Genomic DNA, 25057 nt, shown 5'->3' with positions numbered 1-25057 from the left:
CCTATATTTAATTTTTACTCATAAAATGTCCATTGGTAATGGAAGAAACGAAAAATATGTACTCGGCAGAAGATCTGGAAACTACTAAAACCAGAAACCGACTTATTAAAATAGCCAAACAAAAGCATATTGATGTTAAAAAAACGCTGAAAAACCTCAAGTATGAAGATGAGTTAAAGCAGCTTCAAGCAGAACTAGTGGATCTTCAACAGTGGGTGATGAAGCACAAAAAACGGGTAGCCATTCTTTTTGAAGGTCGTGATGCGGCTGGAAAAGGGGGTTCTATCAAACGTTTTACTGAGCACCTAAACCCCAGAGCTATGCGAGTGGTAGCCTTAAATAAGCCTACAGAAGTTGAAAGAGGTCAATGGTATTTCAGGCGATACATCAAAGAACTGCCAGAACCCGGAGAAATCGTCTTTTTTGACCGAAGTTGGTATAACAGAGCCGTAGTGGAACCCGTAATGGGTTTTTGCACTGACGAACAATACAAACGTTTTATGATTCAGGTTCCTGAATTTGAACATATGCTTTATGAAGACGGGGTTTTGCTCATCAAATTCTGGTTTTCAATCTCAAAAGACGAACAGCAAAAGCGTTTTCTATCCCGTATGGAGAATCCATTGAAAAAATGGAAATTCAGTCCTGTGGATATGAAGGGCCAGGAATTATGGGATAAATACACCTATTTTAAGGAAGAGATGTTTTCCAATACCCATACCTCATTTAGTCCTTGGATTATTGTGAAAACAAACAGTAAAAAAACTGCCCGACTGGAGAGTATAAAATACGTTTTATCACGATTTGATTACAGCCGGAGAAACAGCTCAAAAGCTCACCTTTTCCCTGACCCTAATGTGATCATGAGATACTTCAGAAACGCAGAACAAATCGATAATTAAGACCTATGAATCTTACAGAAGAAGAAGTTGAATTACTAAACAGCAAAGAAGGACTAAGACGTCTTTTTGCAAACAAAAAAGTAAATCTGGAGCGTGCATTGCGGTTAGCCAACTATGACGTTACCTTAAAAGAGCTACAAACTGAACTTATTAAACTTCAAACCTGGGTTATAGAGAATAATAAAAAAGTGGTAGTAATTTTTGAAGGACGCGATGCCGCCGGTAAAGGTGGAGCTATCCGAAGAATTACGGCCTATATTAACCCGAGAAGATATCGGGTGGTAGCCCTCAATAAACCTACTGAAGAAGAAAAAGGACAGTGGTATTTTCAGCGTTATGTCAATCATCTTCCCAGACCTGGTGAAATCGTCTTTTTTGATCGAAGCTGGTATAACAGAGCGATCGTAGAACCTGTTAATGGTTTCTGTACAATGGAAGAACATGAGCGGTTTATGGGTCAGGTGAATGAGTTTGAAAAAATGATTCAATCAGCTGATACTTACCTCGTGAAACTCTATTTCTCTATTTCAAAAGAAGAGCAGGCCGAGCGATTTGAGGAGATAAAATCTGACCCTTTGAAACGTTGGAAAATTACACCTGTTGATCTAAGAGCTCAGGAGTTATGGGACGAATACACGAAGTACAAGGAAAAGATGTTTGCCCATACCAACACCGAAAATGCTCCATGGGTCATAATCAAAGCCAATAAAAAGACGGAGGCAAGAATATCTGCACTAAGCCACATTCTCGAGACTATTCCGTATGAATAGCCTTATTTTTTGATCATATTCAACAGGCTGGCCAATTTGTCTTTCAGGTCTTTACGGTCAACGATAAAATCAAGAAAACCGTGATCCTGAACAAATTCAGCTGTCTGGAAACCTTTAGGTAAGTCTTTACCAATGGTTTCTTTGATAATTCTCGGGCCAGCAAAACCGATTAATGCACCTGGTTCTGAAATATTGAAATCTCCCAGCATAGCAAATGAAGCCGTGACACCACCTGTCGTAGGGTCAGTCATTAATGAAATATAAGGTACTTTGGCTTCATCAAGCTGAGCTATTTTAGCCGAAGTTTTGGCCATTTGCATTAGCGAATAACCCGCTTCCATCATTCGTGCACCCCCTGATTTTGAGATCATCAAAAATGGGGTCTTCGTTTTCAGTGCGTGATCCATACCACGGGCTATTTTTTCACCTACCACAGAGCCCATTGAGCCTCCAATAAAGCCGAAATCCATACAAGAAATTGTAATCTTTTTACCATGCATATTACCATGAGCTGTTCTCACTGCATCTTTTAGACCTGACTTCTTTTCCGTAGTGACTATACGTTCAGGATAGGCCTTGGTATCTACAAATTCCAGCGGATCTGCTGATCGCATTTCAGAGTCAAGCTCTTGATATTCCCCTTCATCAAAAAGGATTTTAAAATAAGCCTCAGAACCAATTTTATCATGATAATTACAATGCAAGCACGTATAAGCGTTGTTCTTGTGTTCACGGGTGTGCATCACCTGTTTACACTCAGAGCATTGGTGCCAAAGGCCATCCGGTGCTTCTCTTTTAAGTTCAGTAGGTGTATTTATACCTTTTGCTTTGCGTTGAAACCAAGACATAAGCTCTTTTTTTGAATTAATTCAGAGGGCAAATATAAAAAGAAAGTCTGCACCGCTATGGTACAGACTTCAAATTAAAACGGTTCAGATTCACTCAATGCCGAACCTTCTTTCGGGAGATTAGGTATCCCGGATTAAAATTGCACATAAGCCGGAAATTACTTTTCAATATCATCTTCGAAGAATACGGTGCCCTGTACACCTCCATAATAGATGATTTTAGCCTTTCCCTGCTTTTTTCCATTGATATAACGAACAAATAAACGATCACCATTGCGGTAATAATACACGGCCTGATCATCATGCATTATATTATTTTTAAACTTACCAACATATTTATCCCCATTGGTGAAAAAGTAGGTACCATAGCCATGATAATCGCTTCCCGAAAAATCACCCTCGTATTTCTTCATTCCGTCGCGATAGTATTCAATTCCATATCCTGATCGGCGACCATTTCGCCAATTTCCTGCATACTTTTCATAGGTTCTGTGATTTACTGCCACCCCAAAACCATTTCTGCAATTGCCTTCCACACAGCCCGTTTTTACGTTAACCACTTCTCTTTCGGGCTTCTCTACGGGAACTGGTGATGTTCTTGGCTGATTCACCACAACGGGCACTTCTTTTGGTTTTTCTTCTTCCACTTTTTCTTCGACAATGGGTTCTGCATTTACCCGGGGATATAGAGCCTTCGCTTTTGAATACCCTGTTTTGATAGCAGCTAAACGCTTTCTTCTTGGTGGATGGCTTCCCGTATCATAATCGGTCGTTAACTTCCATATGGCTGACTGAGCATCTTTGAGGCTTGCACCCATTTGATACATCACAAAACCTGAGAATTCATCAGCTTCAAGCTCTCTTTCAGGATCTGAACCACCAGCTTTTAAAGTATGACCTTGCAAATGATGACCTATTTCATGTGCCAGAACACTCATAGCTCCCCAGTCGTTTTGAGCTAAATTGTTTACTCTCCGCATAAAACTACCGTCGTATACAATCAGTCTCTCTCCATTTCGTGTAGCTGCAAAGCAATTATCAATGTTTGGACACTCCATTACATAGAAATTTTGCTTTAAACCGGAACGACTTACAATGCTCTCAACGGCCTTCTGGGCTTCAGGTCTCGATCTATAACCGAGAAGGTCGCAAATTGCCTTCTCATTGATCTTGTTTGAGGTATAACTACAGGCAAAAGTGATATCCTCCTGTGCCTGAAGAGTGGTAACCAGAGAAGAAAAGAGAAGAAGTAGAGACAGCTTTTTTAACATTGAAACGAAGGCTATTTATACAAAATGCAACCTTTCAACGCCAAGGCCTTGAAATTTAGTATATAACCAAACGGAATAGCCGATTAAAACACAAAATCGCCACGTAGTTCACGGTATTTTTTTCTGGCTTCAGAGCCATAAATACTGCCTGGAAAATCAGAAAGAATTTGTCTGTACAGTTCCATTGCCTTGTTTTTGTCACCGAGGTTCTGATCATAAATCTTGGCAAGCATATACAGGGAATCGTCAGCCAAAATGTCAAATTTGTAGTTTTCTACAATAGCGTTAAAATCATAAAGGGCCTGATTGATATGATCAAGTCGGTAATGTGTTTTACCCCTCAACCAAAGAATTTCGTCAGCGAGGCTATGAGATTTATAAAGCTCAAATAAGGAATCAAGTTGATGTAGAGCCTCCGTATTTTTATTTTGAAATAACAGGAGATCTACGCCTGCATAGGCCCTCATAGCGGCTTCTGTAGTGTCAAGTCCTAAATTATCCTGAATAAGCAGACTTAAATGCATGGCATCGTTCGCGATTTCACGCGTTGTGGCCTTTTTAAGAATATCTAGGACTTCTTTTGAAAGCTCAAATTCGCCTGTGTAGTAATACATTTTAGCGTTTTTTAGCTTTGCGATTTCGGCGAGATGATCCTCTTTTTGAGATTTTTCAACCTGCATGTATAGCAAAGTTGCCTCCCAGGGCTCGTCTTTCAGAATATAAATGTCTCCAAGATCAAGCTTACACTGATCTTTGAAATTAAAGTTTGAACCGGCATTGGCAATGGCATCTTCAAGAATAGAAATGGCTTTATCATGATCATCAAGATAGAAACCATGGAGCAAGGCCATATTTCTCAAAGCATCCATCGTCTTTGTAGTTTTACCCAAATCCTGAAGCAAACTTTCGTATTGCTCTATGAGCCCTATAATATCCTCTCTGCTGAGCGGAAAAGTATTTTTGATGATCTCCTCCCGACACTGAATGTTAAGACGCCTGGCATAAGCGTAATAGTCTGCTTCAGGGTATTCGTTTAGAACGTACTGATACATTCTGGCAGCATCACGGTATTGATTGTTCTTATACGCAAGATTAGCAAGTTCATAAACCTTTACACCACCCAAGCCTAAACGTCTGTCTAAAGCTCTTTCCTGAGTAAATGCACGACCAAACTCCCCAAGTTGAATAAAATGCCAGATTAGAATCTCATTATAGTAAACCAACTCCGGATTCAGCTGAATCTTTGTGTAGAGTAATTTCTGCAACATTTCAATTTCAGCTTCATCTTTGATATTATCCTGAATAGTACGCTGAACGTAGTCTGATTGAGGATGAGAAATGCCATAGGAGAAAACTTCTTCAAGCATCTCCTTTTTTTTACCGGCATATAAATAAGCTCTGGCCAGCTGTATATTGTGCTTATCTACTGATTTTGACCTTTCACGAGATTTTAATAACATCTCAATTAAGGTATTCATCTTATTTGTTCGATAGAAGAAGTTTTGCAATTGATAAACGTAAGCATCTTTAGATGAAGCTTCTTCAATTAAATCTTGATAAGCCTCTTCTGCTCTTTCGGTTTGATCTGATAACTCATAGAGATATGCGAGATCCGCTTTATAAATAATAAGTTCAGGAAAGTCTTTGATTTCAGCCTTCAGATAGCTTTCAGCTTCATCAAAACTTTTCAAACGTACCAGAGCATTAAAGTAGTTTTCATGAATAGCTCTGCTGTTTTCCTTTTTCCGGCTAAGTTTTTCATACAACTCCACAGCCTTTTCAAACTCACCCTGATTATAATATTCTGTTGCCAGCTCCAGGTTCTGAGCCCGGACCGCGGCGAGTGAAAACAAAACTATGATTAGTGTATATAACCTTCTCATAAATATAAAAGTAAGGATATTATATTATTTATTGTTTTTAACTATTACACCTGTGGATTTGTGGCTAATTTTTATTGGTGTAAGTATTTGAAATAACGTTTGTTTTTAAGTCAAATTCTGATGTGAATAAACCAAAATCTATTCCACATTTAAGTTTTTGGTTTTAAGTATCTTAACGAATTGTCCACGATTTCTTGTCAATTTCACATTTAATTTCTGAGAGAAATTCCTTTAGTTTTTCACTGGTAAATAAGTGTTGGAGAAGATGAGTATAAAGTGTTTTTTGGTGCATTATTCCACCACTTTTTTGTTATCAACGGATTCAATGTGAAATGCTGTGAATTAAATAGGTGTTAAATCCACACTTATCACCGTTAATCTACAGACTTATTCACATCAATCCAGCTGGATGTCGCTTAATTGGAAATTAGCTTTGAGTTTTATGATTCCACGGGAGATCACTATCCTTTCTGGCAATTTATTTTCGTCAAAATTGGCAGTGTCCCATTGACCATTTTCGTTGGTGTCTTCAATAATTCTGATTTTATAGTTGCCAGGTATAACTTGTGGGAACTTATAGAAATCAGTAAAGACTTGACGTTCTGTTACTTCCAAGGTTCTGGAGTCTAAGAGTTCAACTATTTTCTGACCTTCAAATTGATCGTACTTACCATCCAAGGAACCATATTCATCCTGTTGATAAAGTGTGTTAATAAGTTGATAAGTGTTATTAGTGTCTGATCTGTAGTTAGTTATAGCTCCCGGTTCAATCAACATTTTGAGCTCTCGTTCGGCTGAGGTTGAAAATTGTATTTGGAGTTCTGTATGTGAAGGGTCTAGCCAATTGAGTTGATAAGGCTGATTAAATGTGGTATCTGCCGTTATTGAAAGTTTAGAGGTATCGATAGATGTAATGGGATATTCAAAGCTGAGGTGATAAAACTCAGGAATTTTAATTTTAGAGTTGGCCTGTATATCACGAGCTCTTATTCTTAAAATTTCAGGATTAGAATTGGAAGGACGTGAATTGATAGTACTGAAGTAGATTTTAAGTGTGTCTTCAAGAGTTTTACCCACCGAGTCTTGAACTATTATTTTAGTTTGTGTTGTGTCTGTTGTTTCAGGGTAGTTGAAAAATAGGATTTCTTGAGGGGAAAATTTGTAGGTAAGACTGTCTTCAGATTTGAGATATACTACTTCTGCAGATTTTAAGTTTTTATCAAAGGTGATGGAGTAATTTGTTTGTCTTGACAATGATCTTCTGATTTTAGGAGGATCAGTGTTATTTGGGTAAACCTCTAAATTGAGATCAATAATATTTGAATCCAGATGTATGGTGTCTTGAAGAAAACCGAAAAGCTCTGTTTTGCTGTCAAAGTAGAGATTGACATTCTCATCCTTAAAAGCGAGAAGGCGATAGCTTGAAGCTTTGATATTTTCAAAGTTATAGACCCCTGAGGTGTCAGTGGTGTAAAAGTATTTCGGTCGTCTTTTTAATAGTGGTATGGTGTCGTTTGAGTTGGTATCGTAGAGAGCTACAGTAGTCTTGTCTGATGGATCACCTGTCCAAAGATTCTTTACTTTGCCTTTTATACTTAATGAGTCTATGAAGTTACCAGTACTAAAAACGAGTTTTAAATTCTCTGCGGGGTTTTTCTCATTAAGATCTTTTATACCATTTCTGAAATTCATGGTATAGGTTGTGGAGTCAAGGAACTTCTCGTCAAATGATATTTCAACACTGTAAGGTTTAGTTTTTATATCTATAGCTCCTTCAGGTTTTGGAGTTATGATCAGTTCTTGTCTAAGGGAAGTGGCGTCAATGAGTTCATTGAATTCCATCTGTATAGTTTTTCCCTTGAAGTTTAATGTTTGGTTTTGAGGTGATGATGCTACTAGCTCAGGAGGGTCTTCATCCTTTGGTCCACCAGTAGGAGGTACAAACTGAGCACAACGTTGAAAAAGAAGAGCAAGTACTAATACCGTAAAAAGTCTATTCATTTTATCTGCCTAGGTATACCATGAGTACAGAAATATCTGCGGGAGAAACGCCACTTATACGAGAAGCTTGCCCTAAGGTCGCTGGTTTAATATCTTTTAACTTATGTCTTGCTTCAATAGAAAGTGACGTCAGTTTCTCATAATCGAAGTCAGGATTGATGGATAAGTTTTCAAGCTTATTCATTTTCTCTGCCATTTGAAGTTCTTTCTCAATGTAGCGTTCATACTTCACTTTTATTTCAGCCTGTTGTATGACTTCGTTGTCCGTTGACACTAATAAAGAATCAAGATCAGGTGAGACTTCTCTGAGTTGATCAATATTCAGTTCTGGTCTTTTCAATAGGTTATAAAGTGTTGTCCGCTCTCTTAGGCTTGAAGAACTATTGCTCTCCAGAAAACCGTTAGCTTCGCTCGGATCAACCTTCATATTTTGAAGACTGGAATAGATTTCTTCTGATTGTTCTATTTTCACCTTAACTCTTTCAAGTCTTTCTACTGAAGCCAAGCCAATAGAATGAGCTTTAGGTGTTAATCTTATATCGGCGTTATCCTGTCGGAGTAAAGTTCTGAACTCAGCACGTGAGGTGAACATACGATATGGTTCATCGGTACCTTTATTTATGAGATCATCAATTAGAACTCCTATATATGCTTCATTTCTTTTCAGGATAAATGGATCTTTTTTCTTTGATTTTAGATGTGCGTTAATACCAGCCATCAAACCCTGAGATGCCGCCTCTTCATATCCTGTAGTACCATTGATTTGACCGGCGAAGTAGAGGTTTTCCACCAGTTTGGTTTCCAGCGTGAGTTTCAACTGAGTTGGAGGAAAATAGTCGTACTCAATGGCATACCCCGGTCTGAACATTTTTACATTTTCAAAACCTGGTATCTTTCTGATGGCGTTATACTGAATATCTTCAGGAAGGGATGTAGAAAATCCGTTGACATACATTTCTACGGTATCCCAACCTTCAGGTTCCAAGAAGATTTGATGACGATCTTTGTCAGCAAATCTGTTGATTTTATCTTCTACTGAAGGACAGTATCTGGGACCGAGACCTCTTATTTTACCGTTAAACATGGGGGATTTATCAAAACCTTTTTTCAGTTCGTCATGAACCTCTTGGTTGGTCCAGCTGATCCAGCAACTGCGTTGTTGTTTTAATGAAGGAGTATTGGTGTAAGAGAATTTCTCAGGGTTTTCATCTCCGAGTTGTTCTTCCATCTTAGAGAAATCAATGGAACGTTTATCAACTCTTGGAGGGGTTCCAGTCTTCATTCTACCAGATTTAAAACCTAGTTTTTCAAGATCAGCTGTTAATCCTACCGACGCTCTCTCCCCTGCTCTACCACCGCCAAAGTTTTTCTCACCTATATGTATGAGTCCGTTAAGAAAAGTACCATTGGTAAGTACGACTGTGTCTGCATGTATTTTAAGACCTAATGAGGTTATGACACCTATTGCTCTTTTGTCTTCTATAATCAAGCCAGTAACCATCTCCTGCCAGAAGTCAATATTGGTATTGGCTTCGAGAGCCCAACGCCATTCTTCTGAAAAGCGGAATCTATCACTCTGGCATCTTGGGCTCCACATGGCAGGTCCTTTAGAACGGTTTAACATTCTAAATTGGATCATAGTCTTATCAGAGATAATCCCCGACATTCCACCCAGAGCGTCAATTTCTCTAACAATTTGACCTTTGGCAACTCCACCCATTGCAGGATTGCAAGACATCTGAGCAATGGTTTGTAGGTTCATAGTAGCGAGTAAAACCTTTGATCCCATCGTTGCAGCTGCATGAGCTGCTTCACAGCCAGCGTGGCCTGCTCCTACTACTATTACGTCGTACTTTTCGAACATATATTTTGGTGTTCCACGTGGAACGCGACATTCTTTCGCATTATGTGTTCCACGTGGAAACTTCAGATTTTGTCTTTAAACAGAATTAAAAAAGGCGGTGTTCCAAACCGCCTTACAAAATTAATCAATGTCAATATTTAGTTTAAACGCCTGAAGTAATTGTCAGTCTCTTGTTTATAAAAAGGTGTAAAATTCGGAGGTGTAGTCCGTATGAGTTCTAGTTGTTTCTGTTTCTCTTTCATAAACTCTTCAAGAGATGGCGGCGAAGTTCTGTTAAATTCTACAGCTGTTTTAGACTTTCTCTTGTTGTCTAACTCCTGTTCTTTGATGGCTTTTTCAGCTTCTAAAAGTCTGATTTCGATCTGCTGCTGACGCTTAAATAATTCAGGATTGATACGCTTATTGATCAGGTCTTTTTCAGTTTCGTCCATTTCTTGTTGAAGCTTCTGAAGATCACCACCAAGTTTTTTACCTATCTCGGTACCATTCATTTGTTCTTGCATCTCCTGAATACGCTTTCTAATCTTGGCCTGCTCGTTCGCAATTTTGGCAAGTTCTTTTGACATCTCCGAGGCATTTTGCCCGTTCTTACCGAGGCCTTTCATTCGTTGGTTTAGTTGCTGCTGCTGCTCCCCTACTCCTGGCATTGGCATAGCTCCTTGTTTACCGCCTTTACCGCTACCCGGCATACTCATAGCGGCCATCATTTCCTGCATTTGCTGAAAAGTCTCGCTAAGCATAAGAGCCAAGTTGTTCATAGATGTCATGCTGAACTGCTGCTTAGCAGAAGCTTTTGGTAATTCACGTTCACGCAAAAGAGTGATAGACTCATCCATACTGTTTTTCATATCAGTGACTTCACGGGTAACAAAACTCTCAATCTGCATAACACGTTGAGCTAATGAATAGAGGCTGTCCTCAATCACCTTGGCGTCGTCAACCAGTTTTAATTGTTGCTGTGAGTAGGTTACAAAACGTGGATCAGATTTAGACAAGCCTTTAAATCCTTTCATTAGATTTTCCTGGTCAAACGAAAGCGTAACCAGATTTTCAAGAATGGCCCGAAGGGCATCGAGATCAAGATCTAATTGTTTCATCTCAGCTGACTGCATTTGGGCTTGCATGGCCTCTGCCATACTTTTCATTGATTTCGCAGCCTTCTTTTGAGATTTACTCGAGCCTTGATTGTCTTGCTGTTGAAGTTGCTCTTGAGCCTTTTCCTGCTGCTCAGAAACCTCTTCTTGTTTCTCTTCCTGGGTATCTGTCTCTTTTCTAAGCTCTTTACTTAGTTTCTCGATGTCGTTCAGTTTTTCTTTTTTCTCTTCAAATTCCTTGTTGAGCTTTTCCTGCTCTTTAGCGAGCTCCTTATTTTTTTCAGCTTCATTATTTTCTTCTGTTTTTTCAGCAAGCTCTTCCTGCTTTTCTGCTAGTTCTTCAAGTTCTTTTGCTACCTGATCCACTTTCTGTTTGAGCTGCATTTGCTTGAATAACTTGAGCGTACGATCAATGTCCTTGTCCAGATTACGCTCCTCATTTTTCATTTTCTCAATCTGCTCCATGAGTTTGTCTTCCTCATTTTTTTCAAGCATCTCTTCAAGCTGTTTGAAAAGCTCATTGTTCTCATCTTTCATGAGCTCGTTCATGATCTTCTGCAGCTGCTCCATCTTTTCTTGCATCTGAGGCGATTGCTCTTGAAAACGATTTTGCTTCTCCTGCATCTTGTCATATTGCTCCTGAAGTTTTTTGAGGTCTTCAAGCATTTGTTGACGTTTCTTAATCAGCTCCTCAATTTTCTTCTTCTCTTGATAATCGACATCCTTTTTGGTCTTGAGATCTTTGTCAATTTCTTCAAGGCTTCTTTTCAGGTCACGAGATTTTTGAAGAAGGTCTTCCATCTTCTTTTCGGTATCCTCTATTTGCTTTTCAACTTCCTCATCAAACTCTTTGGCCGAAGGCATGCCAAAAGTCATGATAGAAGATTTCACTGCTTTAGGACCATGAACACCATCGTTATCTCTGAGCTCCAGATAATACTCGATTTCGTCTTCCTGAGTGAGGCCAAGCTTTGAGATTTCAAATTGATGATAGAAGGTTTGTGAGAGCTGACCCTTATCTATGGCGATTGGAATTTCTTTGAAATCAGCATCCTGATTTTGCTTTCTATATTTTAATTTGAAATCGGTGAAGCCATAATCATCTGCGATATTTCCGCCAAAGGCAATGTAATTGTATAAGGTGGTGTCTTTGATCTGTTCCAGATCAATTTTAGGGTATTGATCTTTGATCACATTGATGTAATAGGAGATATTTTCGTTGTTTTTGATCTGATTGTTTTTTATAACTACTTGATAATCAGTTGATTCAAATAGTCTCTTGTCAAATTCATACTCATTGCTGTTGTTTCTTTTAGCGGCTTGAAGCAGGTCATTGTCAAAAAGAATAGAAAGCGAGTCGGCGTATTGCGTGTTAAAAATCCAACGGAGGTTGGTGCCCTCCGGAACTATCAGATTACCCACGTTTTGAAGCTTCTCAGGCCTTTTACCTAAATATGAAGGGTAAGAGGCTACCACATCAAATGCAAGTAATTCAGGACGGTTTAACAGACTTAATTCATGATGTTCCGATTGAAAACCGGAGGCCAAAAAATTGAATTTGACATTTTGCTGAAGCTTATTGAAAGTATAGCTGTATTCAGCTTCTCCCCCATTTTCGGAAGGATTCATTCTGAACCTTCTGTCATTATACACTAAGTAAACTTCATCAGGAATTGCGGAACCTTCCAGTTTCAGGTTTAAGGTGTAGTCTTCATTTCTGTAAGCCTGTAAATCATTATTCTGGATTACGAAATCGAAAGGAGCTTCTTCAACAAACTCCTGCCGGAACTTAATGATGCGTTCGCTGCTCTTGAAAAATGAAGGAGAAATGGCTGAAATAAAAAGTAGCAACACCAAAGGAGGTAAAGCATATTTCAGGTATTTCTTGTTTTCACCCAGGTTAATGGCATCTGAGAATTTGTAGAAAGTCAGATTGCTGCTTTTTTGCTCAATACTGGCCAGTAAAAGCTGATTGGTTTTATCAGCGTTAGAGGATAACTGTAAGGTATTGAGCAGCTTATCCCCTATTTCAGGAAAGAATTTTCCGATGTTCTCGGCTGCATCGTGATCGGTTACGCCTTGTCTGACTTTAAAAAAGTACATCAGAGGTTTTCCGATAAGGTAAACTAATGTGTAGAGCGAAACCGCAACAAAAGCAAATAAGAGAAGCCCCCTGAACGTGCTTCCAAATCGCCCGAAATATTCGATAAAATTGATAAACAAAAAGGCCGATATAACCAGACCCACTGAAGTGAGAAGGCCTTTGATCAGCTGATTTTTGTAATATTTGCTTTTATACTCCCCAATTTTCTGATTGAGAATCTGTATAGAATTGCTCATAATAAGCTCTTTATGTCTTTAATGTTAACGAAACAGGGCAGTGATCTGACATAACTATATCCGGATGAATTTTACCGTCTGCCAGCTGATCCTCCATTTCGTTTGAAGTAAAAAGGTAGTCAATACGCCAACCTTTATTATTCCCTCGGGCTCCTGCCCGGTACGACCACCAACTGTAATGATGGGGATCCTGATTAAAATAACGAAAAGTATCCAGAAAACCGGAATCAAGAAACTCCCCTACCCAGGCACGCTCTTCAGGCAAAAAACCTGAGCTGTTGTTATTACCAACAGGGTTATGGATATCAATTTCTCTATGACAGATATTGACATCACCGCATAAAATGAGGTTTGGTTGCTCTTTCTTTATTTCATGAATGTACTGATGCATATCTTCTAAAAACTGAATTTTAACATCCTGCCGAACTGTACCGGTAGTGCCGGAAGGGAAATAGGCGTTAATCAGTTTAAAATCTTTATAATCAGCTGATATAACTCTACCCTCAAAGTCAAAAAGCTCAATGTTCATACCATAAGTTACATTCTTAGGAGCAATTCTGGTTAAGATAGCCACACCGCTGTATCCTTTTTTCTGAGCCGGGTACCAGTAACAGTGATATCCTAGAGCGGTAAAGTCAGGCTCAACTAATTCTGTTTCAAAGAGCTTTATTTCCTGAAGACAAAGCACCTCCGGTTTTTCTGTCTCTAACCATTCCAAAAGTCCTTTTTTTATGGCGGCTCTGATGCCGTTAACATTGAAAGAGTAAATTTTCATTTCTAAATATGCAGTCCTAATTCGGTCTTAAAGTACTGAATAACATAATGTTTCAGGAGTGTTTCCTGTGAAAACAAATCAAAAGCCGGCAGCTTTTTAATTAACTCCCAGTGTGGCCAGCCGTCTTCATCGGTGCCGAGCAAAGTGTAATAATTCCCCTGACTTAAAACCTTGCAGGTAGCAATGTGAATCAAATCCTGCTTTTGCTCTTTGGAGAAATTCTGTGGCCCTTTCCCTAGCTCCTGAATTCCTATCAAAAAGAGAACACCTTTCAGGTCAGAGGGCTTTTTGCCAAAATTCTGTTTCAAAAACTCCAGAATTTTCTTCCAGTTTTCGTCAATATCTTGATTATCAGATTTAAACATTCTAAATTTCTTCTATGAATCCATTACACTATATCCAGGACTTTTACTTTCCGAGGCTTTGCTCAGCCTGTGAAAATACGTTGACAACGTACGAAAAACACATTTGTATTTCCTGTCACCTCCATCTGCCCAAATTCAAAACCGAATATTTCGAGGATGAGTTTTTGGCCAGAAAATTCTGGGGAAAGATCAATGTCAAAAATACCTATTCATTTCTACAATTCACCAAAAACGGTCCTGTTCAGCATATTCTGCACCAGTTGAAATACAGAAACAAACCTGAGCTGGCCGAGTACCTTGGAGAATGGTATGGTAATGATCTCAAAACCAAAGACTTTGATAAAGAAATTGACCTGATTTTAGGTGTACCGTTGCATCCTGAAAAGAAAAAGAGAAGAGGTTATAATCAGGCCGATTGTTTTGCCAAAGGCCTATCTATAAAGCTTAACGTTCCACGTGAAGAGGATATTTTGATTAGAACAGCTTTCACAGAAACGCAAACGAATAAATCAAGATTTAAGCGATTTCAAAATATGGAAGGTGTTTTTGAAGTACCAAATCCTGAGGCTGTAAGAGGTAAAAGAATCGCTTTGGTTGATGACGTTTTAACTACAGGAGCTACACTGGAAGTCGCAGGAGCGGTATTGCTGGCATCAGGATGTTCAGAGCTTTCGATTCTCACTATTGCAGCAGCTCTCTGAACGAAAAAAGCCCCTGATTTCTCAGAGGCTTTTCCATCAAATATTTTAAACTATTACTGTGGAGTACCAACTGAAATCATGGCACATCTGAAGCCGATAGTCGCTGTGGATGAATCCTGATCAAGGTATCTTCTGGTACCCGGTGATAGCCAGTAGGCTACGTCGTTCCAAGATCCGCCTTTATAAACTCTTTGTTGGTTATCGATCAATGAGTTGAAGTTTTCTTTGTCGTAAAGCTTCTCATCATCCTGATAATCATTCCTTCTGATCGGGTTCAAATCGTTGAAATCCTGATAAGAGTTTGGACGGTAAAGGTCATAAACCCATTCGTTTACGTTACCAGCCATGTTGTATAAACCGAAATCATTAGGAGCGAAAGAGTAAACTTCAGCAGTGATAATGTTTTCATCATTCAACTTACCGGCAATACCCGCATAGTCACCACGACCACGCTTAAAGTTGGCCATCATCATACCTTTGTTTTTGCCACGGTCTTTACGCATTGAAGAGCCATCCCATGGATAAATACGCTGATTAGACTGGTTTTCATCAATATATTGTGTACCAATCATCGCTTTAGCGGCGTACTCCCATTCCGCTTCAGTAGGCAGACGGTAACTCGGTAAAACATACCCGGTTTCAATGGCAGGTCTTGAACCCTCAACCGGTGTCTCTGCTGCTAAGCCTTCAGCACCTTGGTTTTTCTTTTTCTTTCCGAAAGATAGTCCTCCGCCTTTTTTACCACCGGAATTTTCTTCAGCCAGTCTGTTGTTAACGGCTTTGGTTCTCCAATTTGAATAGTCATTGGCCTGAATCCAGGAAACCCCTACCACCGGATACATTCTAAAACCAGGATAACGCAAATAGTAATCTACATATTGGTCGTTGAATGACATAGAACTGGCCCAAACAGTGGTGTCTGGTAATGCTGATTCATAAAATTCACGAGTAGAATCCTGCTGTATATTGTAGAGATAAAACAGGTAATCCATGTTTGAGATTTCTGTTTCATCCATATAGAAAGAAGCAACAGTTACAGTTCTCTCCAGGTTATCTCTTTTGTAAGTAATATCTTCTTCAACGGTTCCCATTGTGAAACGACCGCCTTCAATAAAAACCAGGTTTGGTCCGGTAGGCTGCCCTTCAAAATCAGAAACTTTATATCCTTCATCACTCTTCTTATCACCATAGGCAATCCCGGTAGCACCGTTGGTTTTGCCTGGTTTTAAGCTGGTGCGTTTTTGTTCCTTACATCCTGTGAAGACGAAAAGCGACGTAGCTAAAAGCGAAACTCCGACAAATAGTTTCTTCATGTTTTTCTTATTATTAGTTTATTACGAAAGCAACTTTCGCAAATGTAATACTTGTTTTTTGACCCCAAAGGCCTCTTTCTATGGTTTCTTCTAGATATGCTTCATTATATCATCAAAAACAGACTCAATTCTGTCAATGGAATCAGCATGATTCACCTTCAGCATGAGCTTTTCTTTGATTTGTTTCAGAGAACACTTTCTCGGGTTCAATTTTACATAATCAAGAATTCTGCCAAATTTATCCGCCTGATAATATTCGACATGCTTTGATGAAACGAAATAGGCTTTCAGGATATTATTTTTCCACGTTAGTTTTTCAAAACCAAGCTTTTGAGCTTTCCAGCGTACTTTCACGATTTCAAACAAATCTTCAACCGCCTGAGGCAATTTACCGAAACGGTCAATCAAAGAATCACGGAAAGACTGTAACTCATCCTGGTCTTTTAAGGCATCAATGGAGTTATAAACAGAGAGTCGCTCAGAAATGTTGCTGATATAATCTTCAGGAATCAGGATCTCCTGATCGGTTTCGACCTGACAATCATCAACAGTGAATTCTTCAGCAGCGAGTTCTTTCTCAAAGAGTGATTTGAACTCCTTCTCTTTCAACTCTTTGACGGCGTCGTCGAGAATTTTGTGGTATAGCTCATAGCCCAGATCATTTACAAAGCCACTTTGTTCAGAACCCAGCAGGTTACCGGCTCCTCTGATATCGAGGTCTCTCATGGCAACTTTGAAGCCGTCACCCAGATCTGAGAACTCCTCCAATGTCTGCATTCTTTTGCGTGCATCACGGGTGAGGCTAGAAAGCGGCGGAGTCAGCAAGTAACAATAGGCCTTTTTGTTAGATCGCCCTACCCTACCCCGCATCTGGTGAAGGTCAGACATCCCAAACATATGAGCCTGATTGATGATAATGGTGTTGGCATTTGGAATATCAAGCCCGGATTCGATGATGTTGGTTGACATAAGAATGTCAATATCACCATCTATAAACGCCATCATGATTTTCTCGAGCTTATCACCCTCCATCTGCCCATGAGCTACGCCGATTTTAGCATCTGGCACCAGACGTAGAATAATATTGGCGATGGATTCGATGTCATTTATGCGATTGTGCACAAAAAACACCTGTCCTCCTCTTCGTAACTCATTTGAAATGGCATCGCGAATGGTTTCTTCCTGCCATACTTTCACCTCAGTAGTTACGGGTTGACGGTTTGGTGGTGGTGTGGCAATCACCGAAAGATCACGAGCACCCATCAATGAAAAATGCAGCGTTCTTGGGATTGGTGTGGCCGTGAGTGTTAGTACATCTACATTATGGCGAAGCTCTTTAATCCGGTCTTTTGCTTTTACCCCAAATTTCTGCTCCTCATCAATAATCAAAAGGCCCAAGTCCTTGAATTCAATCTTTTTGCTGAGCAATTTATGCGTACCGATTACGATATCTACCTTCCCTTCTTTCAAAGCCTTCAGAGTCCTGGTATTGTCTGCTGCCTTTTTGAAACGATTGAGGTAATCGACCGTCACGGGCATTTTCTCCAGACGTTCGCTGAAGGTTTTGTGATGCTGCATGGCCAGAATGGTGGTAGGCACCAAAACAGCCACCTGTTTGCCATCTGCTGCCGCCTTAAACGCAGCACGTATAGCCACTTCCGTTTTTCCAAAACCTACATCTCCGCAGACCAGTCGATCCATCGGATAGGGCTTTTCCATGTCATCTTTCACATCCTGAGTAGCCTTGGCTTGGTCGGGCGTATCTTCGTATAAAAACGAAGATTCTAACTCAATCTGCATATATCCATCAGGGCTATAGGCCATTCCATGAGATTCCCGGCGTTTCGCGTATAGGGCAATCAGCTCGTGAGCAATGTCTTTTACCTGTTTTTTCACCCGCTTTTTCTTGGTCTCCCACTCGGGGCTACCCAGTTTACTCATCGTAGGTGGCGTACCTTCTTTACCGGAGTATTTGGCAATTTTATGCAGCGAGTGAATATTGATATACAGCAGGTCATTGTCTTTATAGACCAATCGGATGGCTTCTTGTTTCCGTCCATTGACATCAACAGACTCCATACCTGCAAAGCGGCCAATTCCGTAATCCACGTGCGTCACATAGTCTCCTGCTTTCAGCGATTTCAACTCCTTGATGGTCAAAGCCTTGGATTTGCTGAATTTTTCTTTGACATGATAGCGGTGGTACCGCTCAAAAATCTGGTGATCGGTATAACAAACAATTTTGGTTTGCTGGTCAATAAAGCCTTCCGAAAGTGAGAAATGACCGGCAATGAATTTGTTTTCAGGGTCAATTTCCTCGAAAATCCGCTTTAGACGGGTTAATTGCTTTCGCTGATCAGAGCATATGATGGTGCTGTAGCCCGCAGTCTGTCTTTCGTTGAGGTCCTCAATTAAAAGGTTAAACTCTTTATTGAAAGACGGTTGTGATTTAGAAACGTAGTTGATTCGCTCAACGTGGTTGAAGTAAAACCGGCGGCCAAACTCCACCAGTTTATACTCCTGAACGGTTTTGAGAATATTCTTATGGGTCAAAAAGCTTTCATCAGGGTCAAAAACAACTTGAATATCCCCACTTTTTTCAACTATATTTTTAACCGACTGGCTTACCTTCTCAAAGTTTTCAGCTGTTCTTTCCAGGGTGAAATTGAGGTCTCTGACCCAAACCTGTGTTTGCTCCGGCAAAAAGCTGAAAAATGGTTCTCTTTTCTCGTTTTTGAGTTTGTGTTCTACATCCGGAATGATCGTGATTTCTTCAACTTGTTTGATGGAAAGCTGAGTTTCCGGGTCAAAAAAGCGAATGGTGTCAATCTCCTCTCCCCAAAGCTCGAGACGGGCAGGCTGATCAGAAGCATAAGAGAAAATATCGACGATACCCCCGCGAATGGCATATTGACCCGGCTCATACACGAAATCGGTGCGTTCAAAATCATAAGAATTCAGTAATTCAGTCACGAAATTGAGATCGAGGTTTTCGCCAGTTCTTAGTTTCAGGGTATTGGCCACTAGGGACTGTTTATTGATCACTTTTTCAGCCAAAGCCTCGGAATAGGTAACGATCAGCGGATTTTCCAGACCCTGATTGAGCTTGTTGATGAGCTCAGCCCTCATCAAAACATTGGCGTTTTCGATCTCCTGATATTCAAAAAGGCGTTTATAGGAAGCCGGGAAGTAGTGCACAGCCTCCTCTCCCAGCAAATTTTTAAGGTCATTAAAGAAGTAGGCGGCATCCTCTTTTTCACCAAGTATAAAAAGGCCGGAGAAAGGCTGATTTTTATAGGAAGCAGCGGCTAAAACAGCTCCAAGGCTGCCATGAAGGCCTTCAATTTGGCTTTTATCATGGTTTTTGACCAGTTCCTCAATGTTTTTAATAAAACTATCTTCTGAGAAAAGCTTCAGAAATTCTTCAGATGTCATTTAAAATATGATTCAGTGGTGGCACGAGTCGTAATCGGACGAATTTAGTCGTGCTACCACAATATTGAACACAAACACAAAAAAGACGCACCGTCCTTCGGGCGTCTTTGAATACAACACAAAATTAGGGGAAAAATGTTTGGGAGGAGTAGATTTTGTGAATGTATAAATTGCATGAATAATCTTCATTATCAATGCAAATATTACATTGCGATTTGGAAAATGTATGGATGATTGGGATCCCAAGTTTACTATAACCTAGGTTCAAACCTATTTCGAAAAATTAATAACCGTATAAAAAGTAACCCACATATAAAAGTCATTACGTGACACAAAATGAGAGTTTTACAAAGGTTCTTTCTAGAAATAACTGAAATACAGTCTGAAACAAATTCAGTTTCGTATTTTTAAACTAACCATAGTATTTAGGGCGGCATACTCGAAGATGAAAACCCCTGATATAGTGGAAAGTAGAAGAAACGCGTAGATGTAAAGCCTCATTTTTAATAATCACTATGAGATATTCTGCCCCTCAATAATCTCAATAAACCGCTTTAGCTCCACCTGCCGGGCTTCGTCGGCTTCGGGGTAGCTCATGGGAAGGGCTTCCAGAGCTTCTTTGATGGTTTGGGCTACTATGAGCCGCATATTTTTCTTGTCGTCGGCTGGGATGATATGCCAGGGGCTTCGCTCGGTGGAAGTAGCGTTGATGAGGTCTTCATAAGCTTGCTGATAGTCGTTCCAATAGCCACGCTCTTTGATATCTCCTTCCTCAAACTTCCAGTTTTTGTCAGCCTCATTGATACGGTCGATCAGTCTTCTCCCCTGCTCTTCTTTAGAGACATTGAGGAAGAACTTGACCACAACGATGCCGTTGTTTTGAAGGTAATTCTCAAAATTCACGATGTCCTGATATCGTTTCTCCCAAACGTCATCTCCTCTTAACTCGGCCGGAATACGCTGTCCTTGATGTAAGATACTTTCGTGCACTTTCACCACCAGCACTTCCTCGTAATACGAGCGGTTAAAGACTTTGATTTTTCCCCGTTCGGGCAGCTGTTTCATGCATCGCCAGAGATAATCGTGGTCCAGCTCCTCTTCGCTTGGTCTTTTGAAAGAGTAAAAGCTGGTACCCAACGGATGAACACGCTTGAAAACCTCTCGCATGGTGCTGTCTTTGCCGGCGGCATCCATGGCCTGAAAAACCGCCAGGATACCCCATTTATTATGGGCGTACATCATTTCCTGCAGCTTGTCGATGTCTTTTTGAAGACTTTTCAGCTGTTTTTTGAAGTCTTTTTTGTCTTCGTAAAATGAAGGAACGGAGGTTTTGGAGTTTTTTATTTCGAAACCTCCGGTTCCGTTAAAAGAGTAGTCTGAGGCGTTTATTTTTGACATAAATCAATTATTAAGTGTTTATTGGAAATGAATGGTAATAAGAATCATTATCCCCAATTGATACATTTGCCTTCGCCAGGCGGGCATTACTTTTTTTCGAAAAAAAGTAATCAAAAAAACATTGTCAAAATAAACTCGTACAATTAATTTTTTGACCTTTGGGTGCGTTTCTAAAACTCTTTTTATCAAAAAATTAATTGTACTTTAAACAGTATTTTGATAATAAGGAAATCTTATTTCTAAAGAATGAAATCGCGTCGACAGCTAAACTAATTGGGTCAGCTTTTGTGTTTCTTTACTGAAGCAATTTAGGAAAAAAGAGATGAATTCTGAGGGAAAAGAATATTCAGTAGCCACCCTTGCAGGTGGTTGTTTTTGGTGTACAGAGGCTGTTTTTCAGCAGCTTCGTGGTGTAAAGACTGTGGAAAGTGGGTACATGGGAGGGCACACCAAGAACCCGACGTATAAGGAAGTTTGTACGGGACAAACTGGTCATGCTGAGGTGATTCAGATCACCTATGATGCCGGGCAAACCAGTTTGGAGGAGCTTCTGGAGGTGTTTTTCAAAACCCATGATCCTACTACGCTTAATCGTCAGGGTGGTGATGTAGGCACGCAGTATCGTTCTGCCGTTTTTTATCATGACCAGAAGCAAAAGCTGATAACTGAAGGTATTATTAAAGAACTTGATGCCTCCGGTTATTATCAAGACCCCATTGTTACGACTCTGGAACCTGCTACCGAGTTTTATATTGCCGAGGACTATCACCAAAATTATTTGAATAAAACAGGTGACCAAAACCCTTACTGCACCATGGTGGTTAGGCCTAAGGTTGAGAAGTTCAAGAAGATTTTTGCTGATAAGCTGAAGTAAGCCTTACAGCTTCATTACCTTAACGTAATGGTTTCTGTGACCAACTTTGATATGCAAAATATGCAGCCCAGCACCACCTCTTAGTTCAAGTGGTAAGAAGTATGAACCGGGTCTGTAGTTCTTCTTTTTCAATAATTCGCCCATTTCGCGACCCTTAAAGTCGACCTGGCTGATGGCGACATCAGACTCTACGTAAAGGATCATGCTCAAGACAAACTTGCCGTCAGTTGTAGGGTTTGGGAAAGCCGTAAACTTATCCTGCTCAGTTACGCTGTAGGGGCTGTAAGGGTTGTTAGGTGATTTGGGATCCTGATTAATTTCAGGGACCACGGGCTCTGCCGGTAAAGAGGCGTCTGGTTGCGTACTTTTAAGAAAACCAACTTTGTCAATAAGGGCGAACTTGCCACCCAAAACCGTCTCAGAAAGGAAAGTGGAGGCACCAAACCAGGTTCTCATGATTTCCTGATAGATGCTTCTGAAATCATATCGATAAGCCAGATTTTCAGCATCAAAAAATGGCAGGAAAGCGACATTGCTTCCAAAAACCTCAGGCTTTACTTCATCACCAAAGGCAAACATCACGTTGGCAGTTCCATGATCAGTACCTGAGCTGGCATTTTCATAAGGCCTGCGGCCAAACTCTGAGACGGTAATGCCTACCACTTTTGAGCTGTGCCCGAGTTTCTCAATATCAGACTGAAACGAAGAAATGGCAGCACTCATTTGATATAGAAGCTGGCTGTGAACACCGCCCAGTGCACCTTGGCCTGCATGGGTATCAAAACCTCCGAGACTTACCGAATAGACTTTGGTTTTCAGGCCTCCGTCAATAAGCCTGGCTACCAGCTTCATCTGGTTTGAGAGGTTATCAGCCTGATAATCTTCACGGTTGCTGCCCCTATCGAAAGCCTCTTTGATGGATTTTGAGAAGTGATTGATGCGGACACCAACTTCATTGATATAATTGAATTCGTCAGCGAAAAGACTTTGCTCTCCAAGTTCTATTTTCTCACTTTCTACAGACTTTCCCTGATCAAAAAGCTCTTCAGGGTCTTCCAGCAAAATGGCACTCTCTTTATTTTCCCCTTGAAACAAAAGCAAAGGGCTCTCCCCTACGTGAATACAATACGGGCTTTCCGGCAATTCTTTATTTTGGTATTGATCAAAATATCTACCTAACCAACCCGTCGGTAACTTTTGGCCATCGTTATACGGGACGATTCCCGAGAACCAGATATCCGTAGATCTGAAATGGGAAAGGTTAGGGTTTTGGTATCCAACCCCCTGAATAACAGATAGTTTTCCGTTCTTGTACATGCCCAGCATGCCCTCATTTACCCCATTTGTTAAGGACGGGTGCATGGCGATACCCAGCTTTGGATCAGCAAAGCCAATGGAAGCATCAGAAGGTATGTGCAGGCGTGGCCTGAAACGGTCATAATAATCAGGCCACTCGTGAGGAATAATGGTATTGATACCGTCGTTTCCACCAAACAACTGAACGATCACCAGAATATTGTCATTCTCCTCATCTACCTGATAGAGCGAGTCAAAAGAAGACAGGTTCATCTGGCCTACTCTCATCTGTCCTACGGCACCCAGCCCCACTGAAGTATTCTTTATAAACGATCTTCTATCCATCAGATTAAGTAAAATTCAGGCATTTTAAACATATCTCTCAAAGCTACCTTAACTCTGATTCCGGCATTTTCTTTATTGGCAGCTATCTCCGGCCACTCATAATATGGAGCCCCTCCAAGCAAAGCATTTTCCACTTTCTTAAGTCTGCTTTCAGTGGGTACCCTTCCAAAAAAGAGAAGAGCCAGGCTTTCGGTTAAACCGTAGGCATCGTTATAGTTATCCAGCTTTGAAGCCCACTCACCAACGTACAGGTCTGACTTGCTGTTGAGAATAGTGGTGAAACTTTCAATAAAACCCGGCAATGACTTAGTATTTACCCAGCTTCGGTAGCCTTTCCATCCGCTAACATCCGGAGGGTTCAGTAATTCCTGACCATAATCTTTAAGAGCGATTCTAAGTTCTTCATTTGACAGGTCAAAATGAGCCGTGAAGTTCAGGAAGCTTTCCAACGGAGATTTTATGGATATCCCATGATTATTGGCATCAAAGAAATGTTGACTTGTCAAAAGCTTTATTAAAGCTTTTTTAGTATCAAAACCATTCGATCTGAAATAGGCAGCAAGCTCTTTGACGGTCTCATTTTCGTCGGTATCAGGGTTGTTATAAACGAAAGCCCGGTACATTTTCCCCATAATAAAACGGGAAACTTCTTCCCCCTTTTTATCCAGAGTAACCTGCATGAGTTTCTGGATGGAGTTTTTGAAAACGTTGGTCTGATTGACCTCATAGTCTACCACAAATTCAGTATCAAAAACAGTCTTAGTATCTGTACTGAATTGATTGACCCTGAGGTATGGTTGATAAATCTCGGTTTCTTCCAGGAAGTGCGTGGCTTTCCAGCCTGTTAGCACCTTTGCAGCTTCACGTATATCGTCTTCTGTGTAATGGCCATCGCCTATGCCGACTGAATATAGCTCAAAAAGCTCCCGGGCGTAGTTCTCATTCGGAGCATCTTTGATATTCTGACTACCGTTTAGGTATTGGAGCATGGCTCCGTCAATGGTTATTTGCTCCAGAAAGGATTTAAAATCACCAAGAAACTGCCTTCTGAGTAGCTGATTCTGCCGATACATGTACTGAGCCGAAATCGGTTCGTTACCTTCATATTGCGTGGTAAAATGCGAATGCCACATAAAAGTGACCTTTTCGCCGAGACTTTTGGTATCCTTTCGCATCAGGTCTATCCACCACTCAATAAGCTGTTTGTTTTGAGCAAAATGAGCCGTCAGATTTTTATTTCTTTCGTCCTGATATTGCTCGGCGGGCAGAAGCTGAGGGTTTCTAAAACCTTGATTAACATCAAAAGGTGGAGCAGGAATTGTTCTGTTGGTTGCGTTATTGATCAGGAGGTTGACCACCTCTCTCGCCGTTTTACCAATCAGCGAATTTGCAAATGAAACATCAATAGAGTAGCAGCAGCGTTTCAATAAGTGATAAACCTCTGCTTTGTTTAAAGGAGAGGTATATTCATCCAAACTACTTACTGCACGTAAGTTATTATTGCTGAATAATTTATCAAAAAACGCTGATCTTGAAATAGATTTTATTGCCACGGGCAAAATGAAAATGTATTGATCAAAAA

At 40.3% G+C, this 25057-nt stretch carries 17 protein-coding genes; 4 read left to right on the top strand and 13 right to left on the bottom strand.

All coding sequences use genetic code 11. The features are described from left to right. The first annotated feature begins 38 nt into the window (after nt 1-38). Together ppk2 (AFM12_RS07245) and ppk2 (AFM12_RS07240) are read left to right on the top strand one after the other, a co-directional pair. Nucleotides 39-902: a polyphosphate kinase 2 gene (gene ppk2 / locus AFM12_RS07245; RefSeq protein ID WP_095533205.1), complete on the top strand. Its 864-nt coding sequence runs from the start codon at nt 39-41 to the stop codon at nt 900-902. 5 nt (nt 903-907) lie between these two features. Beyond that, nucleotides 908-1672, top strand: a complete 765-nt coding sequence (gene ppk2 / locus AFM12_RS07240; RefSeq protein WP_055145962.1) for a polyphosphate kinase 2 — start codon at nt 908-910, stop codon at nt 1670-1672. A 2-nt stretch (nt 1673-1674) separates the two neighbouring features. Here the strand turns inward: ppk2 (AFM12_RS07240) and accD are convergent, their stop codons facing one another. From accD to AFM12_RS07200, 8 genes are all read right to left on the bottom strand, one after another. Further along, nucleotides 1675-2520, bottom strand: coding sequence for an acetyl-CoA carboxylase, carboxyltransferase subunit beta (gene accD / locus AFM12_RS07235; protein WP_055145959.1), 846 nt, complete (start codon nt 2518-2520; stop codon nt 1675-1677). A gap of 158 nt (nt 2521-2678) precedes the next feature. Further along, complete coding sequence (locus AFM12_RS07230; protein WP_055145956.1) at nt 2679-3791, bottom strand: MORN repeat-containing protein; 1113 nt, start codon at nt 3789-3791, stop codon at nt 2679-2681. A gap of 83 nt (nt 3792-3874) precedes the next feature. Next, complete coding sequence (locus AFM12_RS07225; RefSeq protein WP_055145953.1) at nt 3875-5674, bottom strand: tetratricopeptide repeat protein; 1800 nt, start codon at nt 5672-5674, stop codon at nt 3875-3877. Nucleotides 5675-6070: 396 nt separating this feature from the next. After that, complete coding sequence (locus AFM12_RS07220) at nt 6071-7675, bottom strand: Ig-like domain-containing domain (RefSeq protein WP_055145950.1); 1605 nt, start codon at nt 7673-7675, stop codon at nt 6071-6073. Nucleotide 7676: 1 nt separating this feature from the next. After that, a complete protein-coding gene (gene mnmG / locus AFM12_RS07215) occupies nt 7677-9539 on the bottom strand; it encodes a tRNA uridine-5-carboxymethylaminomethyl(34) synthesis enzyme MnmG (RefSeq protein ID WP_055145947.1) in 1863 nt (620 codons plus the stop codon). A gap of 137 nt (nt 9540-9676) precedes the next feature. Continuing rightward, nucleotides 9677-12973 carry a DUF4175 family protein gene (locus AFM12_RS07210; RefSeq protein WP_055145944.1) on the bottom strand — a complete coding sequence of 1099 codons (3297 nt, stop codon included), beginning with the start codon at nt 12971-12973 and terminating at the stop codon, nt 9677-9679. Nucleotides 12974-12983: 10 nt separating this feature from the next. Beyond that, nucleotides 12984-13748 (bottom strand): exodeoxyribonuclease III, encoded by a 765-nt coding sequence (locus tag AFM12_RS07205; RefSeq protein WP_055145941.1) that lies wholly within the window; start codon nt 13746-13748, stop codon nt 12984-12986. A gap of 2 nt (nt 13749-13750) precedes the next feature. Continuing rightward, the gene (locus AFM12_RS07200) at nt 13751-14113 is read right to left on the bottom strand and encodes a hypothetical protein (protein ID WP_055145938.1); all 363 of its coding nucleotides are present in this window, start codon (nt 14111-14113) and stop codon (nt 13751-13753) included. A gap of 14 nt (nt 14114-14127) precedes the next feature. Between AFM12_RS07200 and AFM12_RS07195 the strand changes: the two genes are divergently transcribed. Continuing rightward, on the top strand, nt 14128-14814 hold the full coding sequence (locus AFM12_RS07195) for a ComF family protein (RefSeq protein WP_082391232.1): 687 nt from the start codon (nt 14128-14130) through the stop codon (nt 14812-14814). A 53-nt stretch (nt 14815-14867) separates the two neighbouring features. Here AFM12_RS07195 and AFM12_RS07190 read toward each other — a convergent pair whose 3' ends face one another. From AFM12_RS07190 to AFM12_RS07180, 3 genes are all read right to left on the bottom strand, one after another. Beyond that, nucleotides 14868-16127, bottom strand: coding sequence for an SUMF1/EgtB/PvdO family nonheme iron enzyme (locus tag AFM12_RS07190; protein ID WP_055145932.1), 1260 nt, complete (start codon nt 16125-16127; stop codon nt 14868-14870). A gap of 90 nt (nt 16128-16217) precedes the next feature. Further along, the gene (gene mfd, locus AFM12_RS07185; RefSeq protein WP_055145929.1) at nt 16218-19562 is read right to left on the bottom strand and encodes a transcription-repair coupling factor; all 3345 of its coding nucleotides are present in this window, start codon (nt 19560-19562) and stop codon (nt 16218-16220) included. A 513-nt stretch (nt 19563-20075) separates the two neighbouring features. After that, nucleotides 20076-20960 carry a PPK2 family polyphosphate kinase gene (locus tag AFM12_RS07180; protein WP_055145926.1) on the bottom strand — a complete coding sequence of 295 codons (885 nt, stop codon included), beginning with the start codon at nt 20958-20960 and terminating at the stop codon, nt 20076-20078. 322 nt (nt 20961-21282) lie between these two features. On the opposite strand from AFM12_RS07180, the gene msrA reads away from it, so the two are divergent. Then, nucleotides 21283-21834, top strand: a complete 552-nt coding sequence (gene msrA, locus AFM12_RS07175; RefSeq protein WP_055145923.1) for a peptide-methionine (S)-S-oxide reductase MsrA — start codon at nt 21283-21285, stop codon at nt 21832-21834. Between the two features lie 3 nt (nt 21835-21837). Here msrA and AFM12_RS07170 read toward each other — a convergent pair whose 3' ends face one another. After that, on the bottom strand, nt 21838-23475 hold the full coding sequence (locus AFM12_RS07170) for a DUF1501 domain-containing protein (protein ID WP_055145920.1): 1638 nt from the start codon (nt 23473-23475) through the stop codon (nt 21838-21840). Continuing rightward, entirely contained in the window at nt 23475-25028 is a 1554-nt protein-coding gene (locus tag AFM12_RS07165) for a DUF1800 family protein (RefSeq protein WP_157687319.1), read from the bottom strand. The genes AFM12_RS07170 and AFM12_RS07165 overlap by 1 nt, the downstream gene beginning before the upstream one ends. Nucleotides 25029-25057 lie beyond the last annotated feature (29 nt).

This window comes from Jiulongibacter sediminis (assembly GCF_001306455.1).
GTDB lineage: Bacteria > Bacteroidota > Bacteroidia > Cytophagales > Spirosomataceae > Jiulongibacter > Jiulongibacter sediminis.
The sequence above is the reverse complement of the archived record's forward strand: the minus strand, read 5'-3'. Positions and strand labels throughout refer to the sequence as shown.

Coding starts and splice junctions, on each gene's coding strand:
- ppk2 (WP_095533205.1), top strand. CDS start 39: ATGGAAGAAACGAAAAATATGTACTCGGCAGAAGATCTGGAAACTACT.
- ppk2 (WP_055145962.1), top strand. CDS start 908: ATGAATCTTACAGAAGAAGAAGTTGAATTACTAAACAGCAAAGAAGGA.
- accD (WP_055145959.1), bottom strand. CDS start 2,520: ATGTCTTGGTTTCAACGCAAAGCAAAAGGTATAAATACACCTACTGAA.
- AFM12_RS07230 (WP_055145956.1), bottom strand. CDS start 3,791: ATGTTAAAAAAGCTGTCTCTACTTCTTCTCTTTTCTTCTCTGGTTACC.
- AFM12_RS07225 (WP_055145953.1), bottom strand. CDS start 5,674: ATGAGAAGGTTATATACACTAATCATAGTTTTGTTTTCACTCGCCGCG.
- AFM12_RS07220 (WP_055145950.1), bottom strand. CDS start 7,675: ATGAATAGACTTTTTACGGTATTAGTACTTGCTCTTCTTTTTCAACGT.
- mnmG (WP_055145947.1), bottom strand. CDS start 9,539: ATGTTCGAAAAGTACGACGTAATAGTAGTAGGAGCAGGCCACGCTGGC.
- AFM12_RS07210 (WP_055145944.1), bottom strand. CDS start 12,973: ATGAGCAATTCTATACAGATTCTCAATCAGAAAATTGGGGAGTATAAA.
- AFM12_RS07205 (WP_055145941.1), bottom strand. CDS start 13,748: ATGAAAATTTACTCTTTCAATGTTAACGGCATCAGAGCCGCCATAAAA.
- AFM12_RS07200 (WP_055145938.1), bottom strand. CDS start 14,113: ATGTTTAAATCTGATAATCAAGATATTGACGAAAACTGGAAGAAAATT.
- AFM12_RS07195 (WP_082391232.1), top strand. CDS start 14,128: ATGAATCCATTACACTATATCCAGGACTTTTACTTTCCGAGGCTTTGC.
- AFM12_RS07190 (WP_055145932.1), bottom strand. CDS start 16,127: ATGAAGAAACTATTTGTCGGAGTTTCGCTTTTAGCTACGTCGCTTTTC.
- mfd (WP_055145929.1), bottom strand. CDS start 19,562: ATGACATCTGAAGAATTTCTGAAGCTTTTCTCAGAAGATAGTTTTATT.
- AFM12_RS07180 (WP_055145926.1), bottom strand. CDS start 20,960: ATGTCAAAAATAAACGCCTCAGACTACTCTTTTAACGGAACCGGAGGT.
- msrA (WP_055145923.1), top strand. CDS start 21,283: ATGAATTCTGAGGGAAAAGAATATTCAGTAGCCACCCTTGCAGGTGGT.
- AFM12_RS07170 (WP_055145920.1), bottom strand. CDS start 23,475: ATGGATAGAAGATCGTTTATAAAGAATACTTCAGTGGGGCTGGGTGCC.